A 14962-nucleotide genomic window follows, 5' to 3' on the forward strand; every position below is an offset into this window, starting at 1 on the left:
GATTATTAAAGAGGCTCAATTGTTAACTCATGATTGCGACCCTGGAAAAAGATAAGAATGAAAATAATGTTTCACAGCGTTATAGCACCAGAATTATTCGTAGAGATACTAGACCTGTAATGGTTGGAGATATTGGCATCGGAGGGGATAATCCAGTTCGTGTTCAGTCAATGATTAATGAAGATACGATGGATATTGAGGGTTCAACCGCTGCAATAAGAAGACTGCATGAAATAGGATGTGAGATTGTTAGATTAACGGTTCCCACTCTTGCAAGCGCAAAAGCAGTTGGGGAGATAAAGAAACTTTTAGCTACGACTTATCAACCAGTTCCATTAGTAGCGGATGTTCACCACAATGGAATGAAAATAGCTCTAGAGGTTGCAAAGCATGTAGACAAAGTTCGGATCAACCCTGGATTATTTGTTTTTGAAAGACCTGATCCTAATAGAACTGAATTTACTGACGATGAAATAAAAGCAATTAAAGAGAAGATTATCCAAAAATTTGAACCAATTGTTAATACTTTAAAAGAGCAAAATAAGGCACTTAGAATAGGAGTTAATCATGGATCTTTAGCAGAAAGAATGTTATTTGCATATGGAGATACACCTTTTGGAATGGTTGAATCAGCTATGGAATTTATTCGAATTTGTGATTCATTAGACTTTCACAATATTGTAGTTTCAATGAAGGCTTCTCGACCTCCTGTGATGCTCGCTGCTTATAGAATGATGGCTGACACAATGGATAAAGAGGGATTTAATTATCCTTTGCATTTGGGTGTAACTGAAGCTGGTGATGGAGATTATGGAAGAATAAAAAGTACTGCTGGTATTGGAACATTATTATCAGAGGGCATTGGTGACACAATAAGAGTTTCTCTTACTGAGGCGCCTGAAAAGGAAATACCGGTTGCATATTCAATTTTGCAAGCAGTCGGCCTGAGAAAAACTATGGTCGAATATATTAGCTGTCCTAGCTGCGGTAGAACATTATTTAACTTAGAAGAAGTTGTGGCAAAAGTTAGAGCAGCTACCGTTCATTTGACTGGACTAGATATAGCAGTTATGGGTTGTATCGTTAATGGACCTGGAGAGATGGCAGATGCTGACTATGGTTATGTAGGGAAAGGTGTTGGAACCATTGCTCTTTATAGAAATAGAGATGAAATTAAAAGGGTACCTGAGGATGAGGGTGTTCAGGCCTTAGTTGATTTAATTAAAGAAGACGGTAAATGGGTAGACCCTTAAAAAAGAATATATATTTTAATTGTTTTAATATTTAGAAAAATTATTTGATAATTATGTTTAAGAGATTTTTAAAAATATTTTTATTAATAGCTTTTTTCCCCTCGCCATCTTCTTCTTTTCAGGCAAATTCTTCTACTTTAATTACTAATAATCCAAAGGAGATAATTGATCAAGTATGGCAAATAATATATCGGGATTTTTTGGATTATTCAGGAAAATATAAAGTAGATGATTGGATTAAATTAAGAAAGGAAATATTATCAACTAAATATCTTTCTAATGATGATGCATACATTGTTATAAAAGATATGCTAACAAAACTAGATGATCCATATACGAGGTTTTTAAATCCTAAAGAATTCAATGAAATGAGAATAGATACAACAGGAGAATTAATGGGGGTAGGTATTCAAATTTCCCTAGATGAAGTTACTAAGGAAATTGTCGTTGTTTCTCCAATAGAGGGTACTCCAGCCTTTTTTGCGGGGATTAAACCCGAGGATGTCATAATCTCTATTGATGGTAAGCCCATAGAGGGATTGAGTATAGATAGTACAGTTAAACTTATTCGTGGTAAGAAAGGAACAAAAGTTGAACTAGGTATAATGAGAAAAGATGAGTTCTTAAAGGTCTCATTAATAAGAGATAGAATAGAAATCAATGTAGTTGATAGTCGAATAAATAATACAATTATAGGAGCAAAAATTGGTTATCTAAGATTAAAACAATTCAATGCAAAATCTCCAAAAGAAATGAGTTTATCTATTAAAAAATTAGAAAAGCAAAAACCTTTTGGTTATGTATTAGATCTTAGAAGTAATCCTGGAGGCTTGCTAGAGGCAAGCATTGAAATTGCTAGACAATGGATAAATACTGGAATTATTGTTAGTACAAAAACAAAAGATGGAATTACTGATGTTAGGAAAGCAAAAAGCAGGGCATTAACTAATAAACCAGTTGTTGTTTTAATCGATGAAGGATCTGCTAGTGCTAGTGAGATACTCTCAGGAGCTATTAAAGATAATAATAGAGGAATATTGGTTGGTAAAAAGACTTTTGGAAAAGGACTTGTTCAGTCTGTAAGATCTCTTTCTGATGGCTCAGGACTAACAGTTACTGTTGCTAAATATTTAACACCTAGTGGAAAAGATATTAATAAAAATGGAATAGAGCCAGATATTAAAGCAGATTTTTTGTTGAATAAAAAAGATAAATTCACCAATTCAGATCTTGGAACTTTAAAAGATAGTCAGTACATAGTAGCTGAGAATATATTACTTAAAAAGTACAGAAGCGAAAATAATAAAAACTCTTATAATCCCACTAAATCAAATTTAAGATATGCACTAAGGAAATAGTTAGAATTTATCAATTCTCATATATCCGTACCAATCAGGAATAAGTTTCTGGCTCCTTCCTTCAGAGTCTTTGATTAAGTTTATTTCCCAGCTTTTTATTTTCTTAATAGAATGTAAATCATCAACTTGCTCAAAGTTCTTAATGCCTGAATAGTCATCATTATGTTTGTTCTTTAGATTTGATTCCCATTCTTTTTTTGCTTTTTTCTTTGCATCTACTGCTTTTTTTGCAACAATTAAAGTGAATTCATGACCTTCATACATTTTCTTTGGATCGTAGCCCCCTAAATTAACAAACCAAAGAGATAAATCTTCTTTTTTACAATTAATTAAATTATCTTCATTAGAATTAGATATTACTATTTCGTATCCATCAATATATTTTATACACTTATAACTATCAATATGAAGTCCGCTTTTCTTCCCTAACCATTGTTCTCTAAGTTCAGGAAAAGTGTCCTCAATTGACTCGCCTAATACCCATCTTACATCGTGTATTTCTATATTACTTTTTAAACTTCTACCCCCTAATACAACAATAAATAGGGATAAAGTCATTTTTTTTTAATTAATTAATTACTCATATCAAGCATCTTTTTAATTGGTATATAGGCCATTGACCTAATTTGTTCATCCATTTTTAATTCTGGATTCATTTCTTTTAGACACTTATATACTTTCTCTAAGGTATTCATTCTCATATATGGGCATTCATTGCAGCTGCACCCATCTATTCCAGGAACTTCAAGATATATCTTTAAAGGGTCTTTTAATCGCATTTGATGAATTATTCCTGGTTCAGTGAGGACAATGAATCTATCATTTTTACTTTTCTGAGAGTAATTGAGTAATTTGCTCGTTGAACCTATGAAATCAGCTAAATCTAATAGGCTCTCTTGACACTCTGGGTGCGCAAGCACTTCAGCAGTTGGGTTCTGGATTTTTAACTTTATTAGAGATTCTTCATTAAAAGTCTCATGTACGAGACATCTCCCAGGCCACAAGGTTAATTTTCTACCACTTTGACGTTCAACCCATCTACCAAGATTTCTATCTGGGGAAAATAAAATTGGTAGATCTTTTGGCAATTTTTTTACAAGATCAACAGCATTACTACTTGTACAAATTAGATCACTTTTGGCCTTCACAGCTGCGCTGCAATTTATATAACTGATGGCAAAATGACCGGGATGTTTATCCAAGAATGCCTGGAATTCATCGGGTTGGCAGTCGTCTGCGAGTGTGCATCCAGCATCAAAATCAGGAAGAAGAACAGTTTTATTTGGGCATAAGATCTTTGCTGTCTCAGCCATAAAATGAACGCCACAAAAAACAATTACGTCGGCATTTGTTTCAGAGGCTTTTCTAGATAATTCGAGTGAGTCCCCAATAAAATCTGCAATATCTTGTATTGCAGGCTCTTGGTAGTAATGAGCAAGAATTATTGCATTTCTTTTTTTCCGCAAAAAATTGATCTCATCAGTGAGATTTTTACCTTTATATGAGACTGATGTATCAGTCTTGTAATAGGAAACAGTGGTAATTAGTTTCCAAGTGAACTTGTTGGGGCAGTATAGAGGTTAATTTACTAAAAAAAAAACTGTCAGATATCCGAATTGCTATTGCTGGTGATTTACATGGGTCCTGGAGTCAGGATGATCTGGATTTGCTGTTGGAATTGAAACCTGATGGAGTTCTATTTGTTGGTGATTTATCAGATGGGGATTTAAGAATCGCAAGGGCAATAAGTAAAATCTCTATTCCAACTTCAGTAATACTTGGAAATCACGATAGGGGGCAGGATAGATCTGGAGATATTTTAAGAGCTCAACTCGATTTACTTGGTGAAAAGAATTGTTCTTGGAATTTATCTAAATGGAAGTTAAATGAACTCTCTGTAGTGGGAGCCAGACCTTGCAGTGCCGGTGGCGGATTTTACTTGGCTCCAGAAGTTAAGGAGGTATTTGGGGAGGTTACCCTTGATGAATCTGTATTCAGGATCGTATCAGCAGCAAAGTCAGCACCTTTAGATTTTCCGATGTTAATTCTTGCTCATTCAGGACCAGTTGGTCTTGGATCAGAGTCTTCTAGCCCTTGTGGCAGGGATTGGAAATTGCCATCAATGGATTGGGGGGATAAGGATCTTGGTATAGCAGTTGATCAAATTCGTAAATTTAGGATTCCAGAATTAGTTGTTTTTGGTCATACTCATCATCAATTAAGAATTGGAGGGAATCGAACTAGAAAAACTTTTGCTCAAGATCTTTGGGGCACTTCATATTTAAATGCAGCTTGTGTTCCTAGAAGAGGTATTGATTCTGCAGGAGAGAATTTGTGCCATTTCTCTTGGGTAGAGTTTTCAAAGGGTAAACTGATTCATGCGTCGCATAGGTGGTTTCGAGATGATGCATCAATTGCTTATAAGGAAAATTTATTAAATATATAATTCATCTTTTAAGAATGTTTAATCATCTTAAATTAGTAAATCTAATTTTGTTTATCTAAATCAGGGGCCTTGAATTTTTTTTCTGCAATTAAATAAGCACCAATTGCAGAGCCTATAAATCCCAAAATATTCCTCATTAGAGGCAATATATCAGTAGTTCTTGTTACTACAGGAGCAATGCCAAAAATCCCAAAGAGCATTATCCATAAAGGTGAGAGTAGTAATAGCCATCCTATTGAAAATGATTCATTAGCTTTTCTCGGTGAGGCGGCAAAACCTGCAATGATTCCTCCCAGCAATGAGGTTAATAATGTCCATTGCCATTGTTCCTGGGGTAATCCAGGAACTACTTCGCAACCTCCACGATCTAGACAAGTTTCTACAGCATTTATTGAAGCTAAAATTGCTCCATCTTCTCCGTTGTCTCTTACATAAAATTGATTCCCAAATCTTGTTTGCAACTCCACCCAAAATATTCTTGGCATTAATGCAAAATATGCATCTCCAACATTGAAACTTAGTAAATTCCCTCCCCTTGGGTCTGCGATGATGAGTAAGCTAGTTTCATCAAGTTTCCAATAATCTTTTACTGCTAGACCAGGAGTTTTTTCGTATTGAGATAACACCCTTATTTTCCAACCTGTTTCTTCTTCATAAGAATTTAGTGAGGTTTCCAATTCTAATCTTTGCTTCTCACTTAGAGCTTTTGCAAGATCAATTATGGGTGTTTGTTCTTTTGGTAATAGTTCAGGATTATCGTAAGCAAAAGTGGCTCCTTCCATTGAGAGCATTATTGCTAGTCCAAGAAAAAAAATTATGGCTTTCTTAAATGATTTCTTGAGCATGGACTTGTTTTTTTCTTAACTTATTCTCCATGATGATTGACCCGACTGCGAGATGTCCGAAATGGCTTATTGATCGAATCAGAATTGCTGGCGGTTCAATTAGCTTTTATGAATATATGGATCTAGTTTTAAACGATCATGAAAATGGATTTTATTCAACAGGAAGGTTGAGAATTGGAACTGATGGTGATTTTTGCACTTCTCCATCTTTAGGTAATGATTTTGCACGTTTATTGGCTATTCAAATTGTTGATTGGCTTCTTGATATGGAAAAAGCAGGAGTTGATTCAGATTTATTTTCTATTGTTGAGATTGGTCCAGGCGAAGGAACTCTATCAAGAGATTTGATTGAGGCTATTTATGAAATCGCACCTACTTTAACTAGCAAAATTGAATTCGTCTTAGTTGAACTTAATATTGGGATGAGAAGACGACAAGAAAAAGTAGTTAATAAGCTTGATAAGGTTACTTGCCGCTGGAGTGATTTTGACGAACTCGTCTTAAATCCAGTAACAGGAGTAGTCATAGCGAATGAGGTTTTGGATGCTTTCCCTGTAGAGAGATTAGTTTTTAGAGATAATAATACTTTTAGGCAAGGAGTCTCTATGAGAAAAATAGATGATGAATATTTTTTGGAGTTTGTTGATCTAGAGCTTACGTCAGAGATAAAGGAATTTTTAAATGACTCTAGAAGTCTTTTGAATATTGAGTTTCCACCAAAGGATATTTGCAATGGATGGGTTACAGAATGGCATTGTGATTTACCAATTTGGTTTAGAAGATTATCTAAGATTTTAATAAACGGCTCTTTATTGGTTGTCGACTATGCTTTGGAGTCAAAGCGTTATTATAATGCGATGAGGAATGACGGAACTCTCATATCTTATAGAAATCAAGAAGCAAATCCCAATATTTTAAAAGATGCTGGCTTTTGTGATTTGACCGCACATTTATGTATTGAAACAACCGTTAACTATGCTTTAAGTAATGGATGGAAGTTTATGGGTGAGACCAGGCAGGGACAAGCTTTATTGGCATTAGGACTTTCGAAACTTCTTTATTCTCTTCAAAATGCAACAAGTAATGATATTACTAGTTTATTAGCTCGAAGAGAGTCATTATTGAGACTTGTAGATCCTATGGGACTAGGAGACTTTAGGTGGTTGGCTTTTTTGAAGTGTGATAATAAAGATCTGATTTTAAGAAACCGTTTTCTTGAGGAGCCTATTAACTAAGTTTTTGTAAGCATTCATTTATTTCTTTGTTCGAAATATCATTGAAAATCTTTACAGCGCCAATTTTCATAGGCATGACGAAACTTACTTTTCCGTCTTTGACTTTTTTATCACCTTGAAGCGAGCTTAAAACATTTTCTAGATCAAGTCCTGGCCACTTGGTGGGTAAATCTGCTTTTTTTATTAGTTGTTTCTGCCTTTTTGCATCAATTTCATTCCACAAGCCCCTTTGAATAGCTAGTTGACCGACTGCAATCATACCCATTGCGACAGCCTCGCCATGTAGCCATTTCCCGTATCCACAAAGATTCTCTATTACATGGCCAAATGTATGTCCATAATTTAAAAATGCTCTTACTCCGCTTTCCTTTTCATCTTTTACAACAATTTCTGCTTTGGATTTAGCAGAACGCTCAATTATTTTCAATAGCAGGTTCTCTTCTAAACTTGATAAATCAGAAATTTTTTCTTGTTTCTCAAGAAGTTCGAATAGATCCAGATCTGATATGACACCATATTTTATTATTTCAGCCATTCCAGCTTTGAACTCTCTTCCAGGGAGAGTACCTAATGTTTTAGGATCTATTAAAACTAATTTGGGTTGATGAAATGCACCTATTAGATTTTTACCTTTTGAATGATTTATACCTGTTTTACCCCCGATAGAAGCATCAACCATGGCGAGTAAGGTCGTTGGAATTTGAACCACATGAATGCCACGTAGCCACGTAGCAGCGGCAAAACCAGTCATGTCTCCTATTACGCCACCTCCAAGGGCAATCATTAAAGATCCTCTTTCTAACCTGGAGTTATAGGCCTCATCGTGAATTAAATCTATAGATGATTGATTTTTTTGTTCTTCTCCGGCCTTTAAAATCAAAAGGTTTGGATTGAATTTACTTTTTATTAGACTTTTAATTACACAATCACCATAATGATCCGCGACTTCCTGGTTTGAGACGACTAATATTTTTAGTCCTTCCTTAAAACCAATTTTAATTAGTTCAGTTCCTATACATTCAAGGCTATTTCCTCCAATAACTATTTCGTACGGATTGCTTGTTAATGAAACTTTGATATGGAGGTTGTCTTTATTCACAGGTGTGTGGGTATAAGATTTTTGTTGATGTACAAGATTAAATTATCAAAATAGGAATGTGATTACGTAGGAGAATAAAATATTTCATAATTCAATGTTATATGTTCGGATACTTTCTGAATTTATTCTCGGATCAAAATAATCACATAGTGGCATATTTTTTTTGTTGTGAATGAAGAATGTTTTTATTAAAATTACATTTCATACATTCTTTGAAAATTGTTTGTACGATTTTTTTTATTATTTACCTGCTAGTGAGAAAAGCTCTAAAAATGAGGTCTTGAACAAATGATTGGGGTTGTAGGAGGAGGACAGCTTGCAATGCTACTTGTTGAGGCTGGAAAGAAAAGAGATATTGAGGTCGTTGTTCAGACGGCAGTCAAGACTGATCCTGCTGCTAAAAAGACTAAACAGGTCGTTCTGCATGACCCTACAAATGCTGAGGGTACAAAACTACTTGCGGAACGATCGAGCTCAATAACTTTTGAAAATGAGTGGGTTGATATACCAACTTTGCTTCCTCTACAAAATAATGGAGTTTCGTTTTTGCCTAGACTTCAATCCTTGAGTCCTTTAATTAATAAGATAAATCAAAGAGAGTTGTTAAATAGTCTTGATATCCCCTGCCCTGATTGGCTGCCTATACCTTTAGAAAAATCATTAAAAATACAGCTTCCAATTGATTGGACATTCCCCTTGATGGCAAAAGCTTCCAAAGGTGGATATGACGGCAAAGGAACAAAAATTATAAGAAATTTAAAACAACTTCAAGATTTGATTGAAGTTGAGCCAAAGGAACAGTGGATGTTAGAGAAATGGGTCTCGTTCGATAAAGAATTATCTATTGTTTCAAGCAGGGATTCAAAAGGGGTAATTCGTAGTTTGCCAATTGTAGAAACTCACCAATCCAAGCAAGTATGTGACTGGGTTTTTGCTCCCGCCGACATTAATCATGATGTAGAACTTATGGTGAAAAACATCGTATCTTCTTTGTTGGTTGAATTGGATTATGTTGGAGTTATTGCGATTGAATTTTTTTATGGATCTGAAGGCTTACTTGTTAATGAAATAGCTCCAAGAACTCATAATTCAGGTCATTTTTCTATAGATGCATGTAATAGTAGTCAGTTTGATCAACAAATTTGTATTACTTCAGGTATTGATGCCCCCATGCCTGAAATGATTGCTGAAGGGGCTTTAATGGCAAACTTGCTTGGCCTTCAAAGTGATTACCCAATTTCACTTTCGAAGAGGTTAGATGATTTAAGAGCTATAACAGGATTGAATGTTCATTGGTATGAAAAAGAAGAAGAAAAAAAAGGTAGGAAACTTGGCCACGTTACTTATCTTTTGAATAACAAAGATGTTTTATCTAGAAAAAAAGAAGCATTAGATGTCTTAAAGAATATAAGGTCAATTTGGCCGACCTCTTAATGATATTTTGTTTAGATTGTGTTAGTACTGCTTTGTTGGTATTGGCCTTCTCAAGTGCTCTGATCTGACTCTCTTTCGATATGGGGAAGCTGTCGTGAAAGTAACGTATACCAGCATGTTCTGGAAACGAAGCTTCACTTTGAATCCCCTTCTGGTTATTCCAGGTCGATGCTTCTTGGGTCTTACGGCAAAGCGGTACTACCTCCTTAACTCATTGCTATAACTGGGTTATTTGATAAATAATAATCTCTTGTTTACCGGTGGTGGTGCCAATAGGCCTTTTTAAATTTTTATCAATTAGTTTAGACCTTTAGCTCTGCGGACCTTCCTTAATAGTTCATGATCTTCTCTTGCTCTTTTATCAAGAATTGCTATATCTTTTCTGGCCTTTTTATCGACTTTTTGTAAATCCTCTCTTGCTCTTTGATCTATGAGCGCAACATCTTTCCGGGCCCTTTGATCAAGGTTCTCAAGATCAGCTCTAGCGCGTTGATCAACGTTTTCAATATCTGTTTTAGCTCTCTCTATCATGCTCGTCATTGAGTCGATCATTAATGATAATGCTGCGGGAACTTGGTCCCCTGAAGTAGAAAGCGAGGCCTGCTTATTCAGATTAATACTAGGGTTTGCTTGATTCGAAGCCATAGGTTTAATTAAAACAGGCTTGCCTTAATTACAAGCCATTTTTTTTCTATCTTCTATTATCTCTTTTTATTGACCCAAAAAATAAAAACCATCCGAAGGAAAACGAGATGTAATAGTAAGTCTTCTTCGTTGCCTTGAAAACTCATTCCCCGATATTTTAGTGGTTCAAATCATATTTGATAGACTCCTAATACAATTTTAAAAATATCTATTTCAAATCCCCGTAAAATAGGATAGATCAATAAATATTGCTTGATATTTATCGATATAATTTTTTTGATATAAACCGTTTTATAAACATTTATAAAATAAAAAATCAGTAATTAATAAATTTCAAGAATTAAGTTTAATTTTCTTTGGGATATAGTCTTGCTATTCTCTCCTTCTGCTTCTTTTCTTCTAGTCTTTTTCTTTGTCTATCTTTATATGAATCATCCTCCTCATTGAGTCTGAAAAAGACAAAATAAAACATAAAGCCTGTAAAAAGCAATCCAATAAAAAGTACCCAAAAACCTATCAAACCAGTTGGAGATAGGTATTGAAGCTTAAAAAAAACATCACTCATATTTTATATAGGTAAAATTTGTTCTATTATATTATCTATATATAATAAAAAATGTAAGAAAATATATGGTTTAAAAATTTACGTTTGAAGATGTTTTAGTATATGTCTTTTGGAATAAGAATTTTTACGCATTAACACATAATATAAATTAATTAGAATAAAAAAGTCTTTTTGATTTGATATGGAAGAAACGCATAACTATGCCATGAATCTTGTTGTCCCATTGATGGGGATAGCACCTTTGCTAATGGTTTTTATCTTGAAAGGCGAGAAAAAGGGAAAACGTGCCAAAACTTGGACTAGATCAGCTAATTAGAACTATATCTAAATCCATATATATATTATTTATTAATTTAATATAGAAAAAATTTTTGATTGGCTTTATGGTTATCTTTAATTATCAATTTCTTTCTTATCGTTATTACTGAAATTACATCCCTTTTAAAAAAAGAAAAATTAAATTGCTTTTTTATAAAGATAGCTTGTTCGGTTTTCACTCACGTTATTCGTATGCATTAGCTATAGTAATTAATATTTGTTCTAAAAATAGAGCGAATAAAAATTCTTTAGTTGATAGATCAGTTCACTATGCAAAATAACAAAACACAGCAATTTGCTAAATTCTTCATAAAAGACATTAAAAATAAGCCATCAAAGAACCAAGACAACAAATCAACTTTTGATAGCCTAAATTTTTCATCTGCGAGTTAGTTGCCTTTTACAAATTTAGTCACAAATTTCTAATAGATTAATATAGTTTCTTGTTTATAGGTGAAAATTTAAAAATTAATTACTTTATAAGAATATACTCAATCTAACTATAAATTGACTTAATCAATTTAGTATTCTTTATATAGAATTTTTAAGTATTTGATTAATCAAATGATTTTTATATAAGTATACGAAATAGCTAGATAGTTAAAGAAGAAAATCAATAGGTAATATTCCTCATTATATTTTTAAGGTTATTTGTAATTTATACCTAAGAATTTCATAGAAAATAAAAAAAATCTAAATAATAAATAAGTAATAACTAAATCTATGCTAATTGTACACAAGTTTTATGGGAGGGACATGAACAAACCCATTCAAAGAAAAACTACTTTAAAATGGAGTTCTGATGGAGAGCTGTCTTCCGTTGATATGGCAAGGATACTAGATCTTCTTGCTAATAAGGAATTAACACAGTGTGTATTAGCTTGTGATGCAAATAAAAAATCTTCAGAGATACTATTCCATTTAAAAGACCGTTAATAAGTGCATTTACCTAAAAAAGTTTTGTTAATTTATCAAGAAAAACAAACGTTAAATAGTATGTTTAGTTACTACTAATTCTACAAAATATGAAAACAGCTCAGGACAGATATTTCGAATGTTTAGAAGTTTGTATAGAAGATGAGCAGGGAATGTCTTGTCGTCAAGTATGTGCTCCTATTCTAAATGATGATCCGTCTGACCATCCTACGGTACCAATTCTGAAAAATAATTAGATATATGATTTTGAGAAATAGAATTGTTTTTTTATAAGTTTGATATTGTGCTAAATAAGTATTATTAATTGTTGAACCTTTGTTCTCCCCTATTAATATGATTAATTAGGTCACTTTTTCTACTGGATGTTTTGTAATTAAATTTAATTAGCTATAATACATTAATTAAATTAAAAATTATGGATACTCCTCTTTCACATGTAAACCTATTTAATGCTGCTTTAGCTGTTTATGTAATTGGCTATCAAATCGCAATTTGTGCAGATTGGAGTTGGATCCCAATGAACAAAGAAGACTATCAGCTTCCATACCAAGACAAATGGAGTAAAATTAATTAATTTTACGAAATGTTTTTCGCACAGGCCTCATGTAAATTGGTTGATTAAGACAATTCAAATCAATTTATTATATGGAACTTTTAATATTGATTAAGGAGTATTTTTTACTTAAATTATATTTTTTATTTTCTTCAGATACTTTGAACTACATGAAATAAACCAAAGGAATATCCTCCGATAAGTATCCATCCTAGTATTGCAGAGATGATTGTGGATCTTCTGTTGTGTCTTCTTATAGCGTTCTCAATCATTTCGTTGACCACCTCTCTATCTATCAAGTTTTTTGATTTTGGATTGGTAGAAGTCATTGGATGTATGTAAATTTGATGTTTTGAGATACTTGGAGGCTTTCCTCGTTGAGTTGAGTGAGGAGTGAGAGACTTACTTTCTCGAGACAATTTTGATGTCATTAAGAGAGGAAGGAAGAAAACAAACAGGTTCGTTTGTTAACATTTGTTAAACTATAATAGATTTTTCTCTTTTTTGTGTAGGTAAAATCACTTTATTCTTATTTGATCTGGTCGGAAGTGGCCACTATCAACTTTTGCGGTCGTTTTAACTAGGTCTTTTGTTTTTTACTCGATAACGTAAGTTCAATCTTCGACTTTCAGTATGAAACTAAGATTTTTGGAAATATTGATTTTATTTATTCCCTAGCTTCATATCTATAATTAAGTCATTAATCAATTAATTTTCTAAATCTCATGCTAATAAGGAAAGATCCCACAGTTACCTAATATTAATGTAATAATAATATAAAATTTACAGTGATGCATTCGACATTAGACAATGATCATCAGCTTGAGAAATTAGAGTTTGCTTTAGCCGTTTCCCAGGCAGTTGGAGATAACATTAGATCTACCGAGATAAAAAATAAAATAGAAGAAATTGGGATCAAATTATTAGAACCTGGAACCTGAATATATTTTTTATCCCTTAACGCTTCTTATTTCTTTAACAAAGATTTGAATATATATAATTTCTATTTAAAAGTTTTCGTTGCTATCTGTTTCATTCTTTTCTAGTTGCTTTTTTGTTAAAAAGGAATAAGAGGCCTGATGTTTTTCTTTCCATTCTTTATGCTCTTTTATCTGTTTTTTTAATTTTTTAAGACTTTCCTTTTCATCTGGATAAACTCTTTCTAAGTATTCAGGACTTAAATTTATGTTACCTTCAAATTCATATACCATTTCTTCGAAGGATTCGCATATTCCAAGTATGTCAGCCATGAAATCCTCGAATTCATCAATATTTAGTTCTTGAAGAACTTTCCTTAATTTACTTTGACTTGATTCTTCAGGTTCCCACTCTTTTTTTAATACATGAAGTAGATTTAATTGCCCAATTCTATCTAAAAGGTCCCACTTAGAAGCATCATCGGCTGTATAAAAATAGGAGCCATCTCCTGATTGATAAAATTTAGCTCTTTCCATATCCATTTATAATAAAAGTAGTATGTATCAAGGTTTTTATATTGGGTTTATTAGTGCAAATAGTTGATATGCTTTATTTATCACTAGATTGTTTTCTAGTACTTCATAGAAACATTCTACTTAAGCTAAATTAGAATAGCATTTTTCTATTATATTAGCATTCTTTATGATTTTTAGATTATGCATGAGGTTATTGAAAGTAACGAATGACATTATGAATAGTGAATAATATTTTTAATTAAAAAAATCTAATGGAAAAGGTCCAATCGTTTTTGATAATAATGAATTATCAAAATTATGCATAGTAATTAGTATACCTTCTCCTAATCCATATTCTAATCTGGCATGTATTTCACCTGTTTTTTGATTGCCCTTTAAAAAAATCGGCCCCTTTGAGGATGGTAACGTCATACATTTCATCTTATTATATTTAAACTTTTCTTCTATTTTTCTAATTGCATTGAGTCCTTTATCCAATGTGGGAGACATTACTCCTATGGTTAACCAATCTGCTTTATAAATCATATTTTTAAATTGTGTTAATAGTAATTTATATTGTTTTTCGTTTAGATATGGAGCAGATCTTAATCGATCAAGTTCCTCTATCTTTGATATATCAATATCGTTGTGAGACATATAGGTAAATTCTTTTCATTAATTCTATCATTCTACATCTTCTTATGATATGAGTTATATAATATTTTATATGCTAGTTTGCTTTAAAGATATCTATTTTACCAATATTTATATCTTAAGTAAGTAAAGCATCAACTCATGAATTATTTATTAAAAACAAAAAGTATTTGATTAGAGGGCTTTCT

17 protein-coding genes and 1 other RNA gene are annotated in these 14962 nt (G+C 32.7%); 9 read left to right on the forward strand and 9 right to left on the reverse strand.

What is annotated here, in order from left to right; genetic code table 11:
• Positions 1-29 precede the first annotated feature (29 nt).
• Together ispG and AC6EJB_RS00565 are read left to right on the forward strand one after the other, a co-directional pair.
• Positions 30-1253, forward strand: a complete 1224-nt coding sequence (gene ispG / locus AC6EJB_RS00560; protein ID WP_498491710.1) for a (E)-4-hydroxy-3-methylbut-2-enyl-diphosphate synthase — start codon at positions 30-32, stop codon at positions 1251-1253.
• A 53-nt stretch (positions 1254-1306) separates the two neighbouring features.
• Entirely contained in the window at positions 1307-2611 is a 1305-nt protein-coding gene (locus tag AC6EJB_RS00565) for a S41 family peptidase (RefSeq protein ID WP_498491712.1), read from the forward strand.
• Here the strand turns inward: AC6EJB_RS00565 and AC6EJB_RS00570 are convergent, their stop codons facing one another.
• Together AC6EJB_RS00570 and nadA are read right to left on the reverse strand one after the other, a co-directional pair.
• Positions 2612-3169: a DUF1543 domain-containing protein gene (locus tag AC6EJB_RS00570; protein ID WP_498491713.1), complete on the reverse strand. Its 558-nt coding sequence runs from the start codon at positions 3167-3169 to the stop codon at positions 2612-2614.
• Between the two features lie 14 nt (positions 3170-3183).
• Entirely contained in the window at positions 3184-4155 is a 972-nt protein-coding gene (gene nadA / locus AC6EJB_RS00575; protein ID WP_498493058.1) for a quinolinate synthase NadA, read from the reverse strand.
• Between the two features lie 65 nt (positions 4156-4220).
• Here nadA and AC6EJB_RS00580 point away from each other — a divergent pair, with 65 nt between their 5' ends.
• Positions 4221-5057, forward strand: a complete 837-nt coding sequence (locus AC6EJB_RS00580) for a TIGR04168 family protein (RefSeq protein WP_498493060.1) — start codon at positions 4221-4223, stop codon at positions 5055-5057.
• Positions 5058-5098: 41 nt separating this feature from the next.
• Here the strand turns inward: AC6EJB_RS00580 and AC6EJB_RS00585 are convergent, their stop codons facing one another.
• Entirely contained in the window at positions 5099-5848 is a 750-nt protein-coding gene (locus tag AC6EJB_RS00585; RefSeq protein ID WP_498493062.1) for a TPM domain-containing protein, read from the reverse strand.
• 83 nt (positions 5849-5931) lie between these two features.
• On the opposite strand from AC6EJB_RS00585, the gene AC6EJB_RS00590 reads away from it, so the two are divergent.
• Positions 5932-7137: a class I SAM-dependent methyltransferase gene (locus AC6EJB_RS00590; protein ID WP_498491714.1), complete on the forward strand. Its 1206-nt coding sequence runs from the start codon at positions 5932-5934 to the stop codon at positions 7135-7137.
• Here the strand turns inward: AC6EJB_RS00590 and aroB are convergent.
• Positions 7130-8236 carry a 3-dehydroquinate synthase gene (aroB, locus tag AC6EJB_RS00595; RefSeq protein ID WP_498491715.1) on the reverse strand — a complete coding sequence of 369 codons (1107 nt, stop codon included), beginning with the start codon at positions 8234-8236 and terminating at the stop codon, positions 7130-7132. The genes AC6EJB_RS00590 and aroB overlap by 8 nt on opposite strands.
• A 288-nt stretch (positions 8237-8524) precedes the next feature.
• On the opposite strand from aroB, the gene AC6EJB_RS00600 reads away from it, so the two are divergent.
• Together AC6EJB_RS00600 and ssrS are read left to right on the forward strand one after the other, a co-directional pair.
• Positions 8525-9670 (forward strand): 5-(carboxyamino)imidazole ribonucleotide synthase, encoded by a 1146-nt coding sequence (locus tag AC6EJB_RS00600; RefSeq protein WP_498491716.1) that lies wholly within the window; start codon positions 8525-8527, stop codon positions 9668-9670.
• A gap of 21 nt (positions 9671-9691) precedes the next feature.
• Positions 9692-9873, forward strand: a non-coding RNA gene (gene ssrS / locus AC6EJB_RS00605) — 6S RNA.
• A gap of 94 nt (positions 9874-9967) precedes the next feature.
• Here ssrS and AC6EJB_RS00610 read toward each other — a convergent pair.
• Complete coding sequence (locus AC6EJB_RS00610) at positions 9968-10315, reverse strand: hypothetical protein (RefSeq protein ID WP_498491717.1); 348 nt, start codon at positions 10313-10315, stop codon at positions 9968-9970.
• Between the two features lie 346 nt (positions 10316-10661).
• On the reverse strand, positions 10662-10880 hold the full coding sequence (locus AC6EJB_RS00615) for a hypothetical protein (protein ID WP_498491718.1): 219 nt from the start codon (positions 10878-10880) through the stop codon (positions 10662-10664).
• A 1074-nt stretch (positions 10881-11954) separates the two neighbouring features.
• Between AC6EJB_RS00615 and AC6EJB_RS00620 the strand changes: the two genes are divergently transcribed.
• Positions 11955-12134, forward strand: a complete 180-nt coding sequence (locus AC6EJB_RS00620; protein ID WP_498491719.1) for a DUF8633 family putative protein — start codon at positions 11955-11957, stop codon at positions 12132-12134.
• Between the two features lie 415 nt (positions 12135-12549).
• Positions 12550-12708, forward strand: a complete 159-nt coding sequence (locus AC6EJB_RS00625; protein WP_498491720.1) for a hypothetical protein — start codon at positions 12550-12552, stop codon at positions 12706-12708.
• Positions 12709-12839: 131 nt separating this feature from the next.
• Here AC6EJB_RS00625 and AC6EJB_RS00630 read toward each other — a convergent pair whose 3' ends face one another.
• On the reverse strand, positions 12840-13118 hold the full coding sequence (locus AC6EJB_RS00630) for a hypothetical protein (RefSeq protein WP_498491721.1): 279 nt from the start codon (positions 13116-13118) through the stop codon (positions 12840-12842).
• Between the two features lie 360 nt (positions 13119-13478).
• On the opposite strand from AC6EJB_RS00630, the gene AC6EJB_RS00635 reads away from it, so the two are divergent.
• Positions 13479-13628 carry a DUF8683 family protein gene (locus tag AC6EJB_RS00635; RefSeq protein ID WP_498491722.1) on the forward strand — a complete coding sequence of 50 codons (150 nt, stop codon included), beginning with the start codon at positions 13479-13481 and terminating at the stop codon, positions 13626-13628.
• Positions 13629-13694: 66 nt separating this feature from the next.
• Here AC6EJB_RS00635 and AC6EJB_RS00640 read toward each other — a convergent pair whose 3' ends face one another.
• Together AC6EJB_RS00640 and AC6EJB_RS00645 are read right to left on the reverse strand one after the other, a co-directional pair.
• Positions 13695-14147, reverse strand: coding sequence for a hypothetical protein (locus tag AC6EJB_RS00640; protein WP_498491723.1), 453 nt, complete (start codon positions 14145-14147; stop codon positions 13695-13697).
• Between the two features lie 228 nt (positions 14148-14375).
• Complete coding sequence (locus AC6EJB_RS00645; RefSeq protein WP_498491724.1) at positions 14376-14777, reverse strand: DUF1824 family protein; 402 nt, start codon at positions 14775-14777, stop codon at positions 14376-14378.
• Positions 14778-14962 lie beyond the last annotated feature (185 nt).

The sequence above is a fragment of the Prochlorococcus sp. G4PB17 genome (assembly GCF_059772445.1).

Coding starts and splice junctions, on each gene's coding strand:
- AC6EJB_RS00590 (WP_498491714.1), top strand. CDS start 5,932: ATGATGATTGACCCGACTGCGAGATGTCCGAAATGGCTTATTGATCGA.
- AC6EJB_RS00565 (WP_498491712.1), top strand. CDS start 1,307: ATGTTTAAGAGATTTTTAAAAATATTTTTATTAATAGCTTTTTTCCCC.
- AC6EJB_RS00620 (WP_498491719.1), top strand. CDS start 11,955: ATGAACAAACCCATTCAAAGAAAAACTACTTTAAAATGGAGTTCTGAT.
- AC6EJB_RS00625 (WP_498491720.1), top strand. CDS start 12,550: ATGGATACTCCTCTTTCACATGTAAACCTATTTAATGCTGCTTTAGCT.
- AC6EJB_RS00600 (WP_498491716.1), top strand. CDS start 8,525: ATGATTGGGGTTGTAGGAGGAGGACAGCTTGCAATGCTACTTGTTGAG.
- AC6EJB_RS00615 (WP_498491718.1), bottom strand. CDS start 10,880: ATGAGTGATGTTTTTTTTAAGCTTCAATACCTATCTCCAACTGGTTTG.
- AC6EJB_RS00585 (WP_498493062.1), bottom strand. CDS start 5,848: ATGCTCTCAATGGAAGGAGCCACTTTTGCTTACGATAATCCTGAACTA.
- ispG (WP_498491710.1), top strand. CDS start 30: ATGATTGCGACCCTGGAAAAAGATAAGAATGAAAATAATGTTTCACAG.
- AC6EJB_RS00570 (WP_498491713.1), bottom strand. CDS start 3,169: ATGACTTTATCCCTATTTATTGTTGTATTAGGGGGTAGAAGTTTAAAA.
- AC6EJB_RS00610 (WP_498491717.1), bottom strand. CDS start 10,315: ATGGCTTCGAATCAAGCAAACCCTAGTATTAATCTGAATAAGCAGGCC.
- AC6EJB_RS00635 (WP_498491722.1), top strand. CDS start 13,479: ATGCATTCGACATTAGACAATGATCATCAGCTTGAGAAATTAGAGTTT.
- AC6EJB_RS00645 (WP_498491724.1), bottom strand. CDS start 14,777: ATGTCTCACAACGATATTGATATATCAAAGATAGAGGAACTTGATCGA.
- AC6EJB_RS00630 (WP_498491721.1), bottom strand. CDS start 13,118: ATGACATCAAAATTGTCTCGAGAAAGTAAGTCTCTCACTCCTCACTCA.
- AC6EJB_RS00640 (WP_498491723.1), bottom strand. CDS start 14,147: ATGGATATGGAAAGAGCTAAATTTTATCAATCAGGAGATGGCTCCTAT.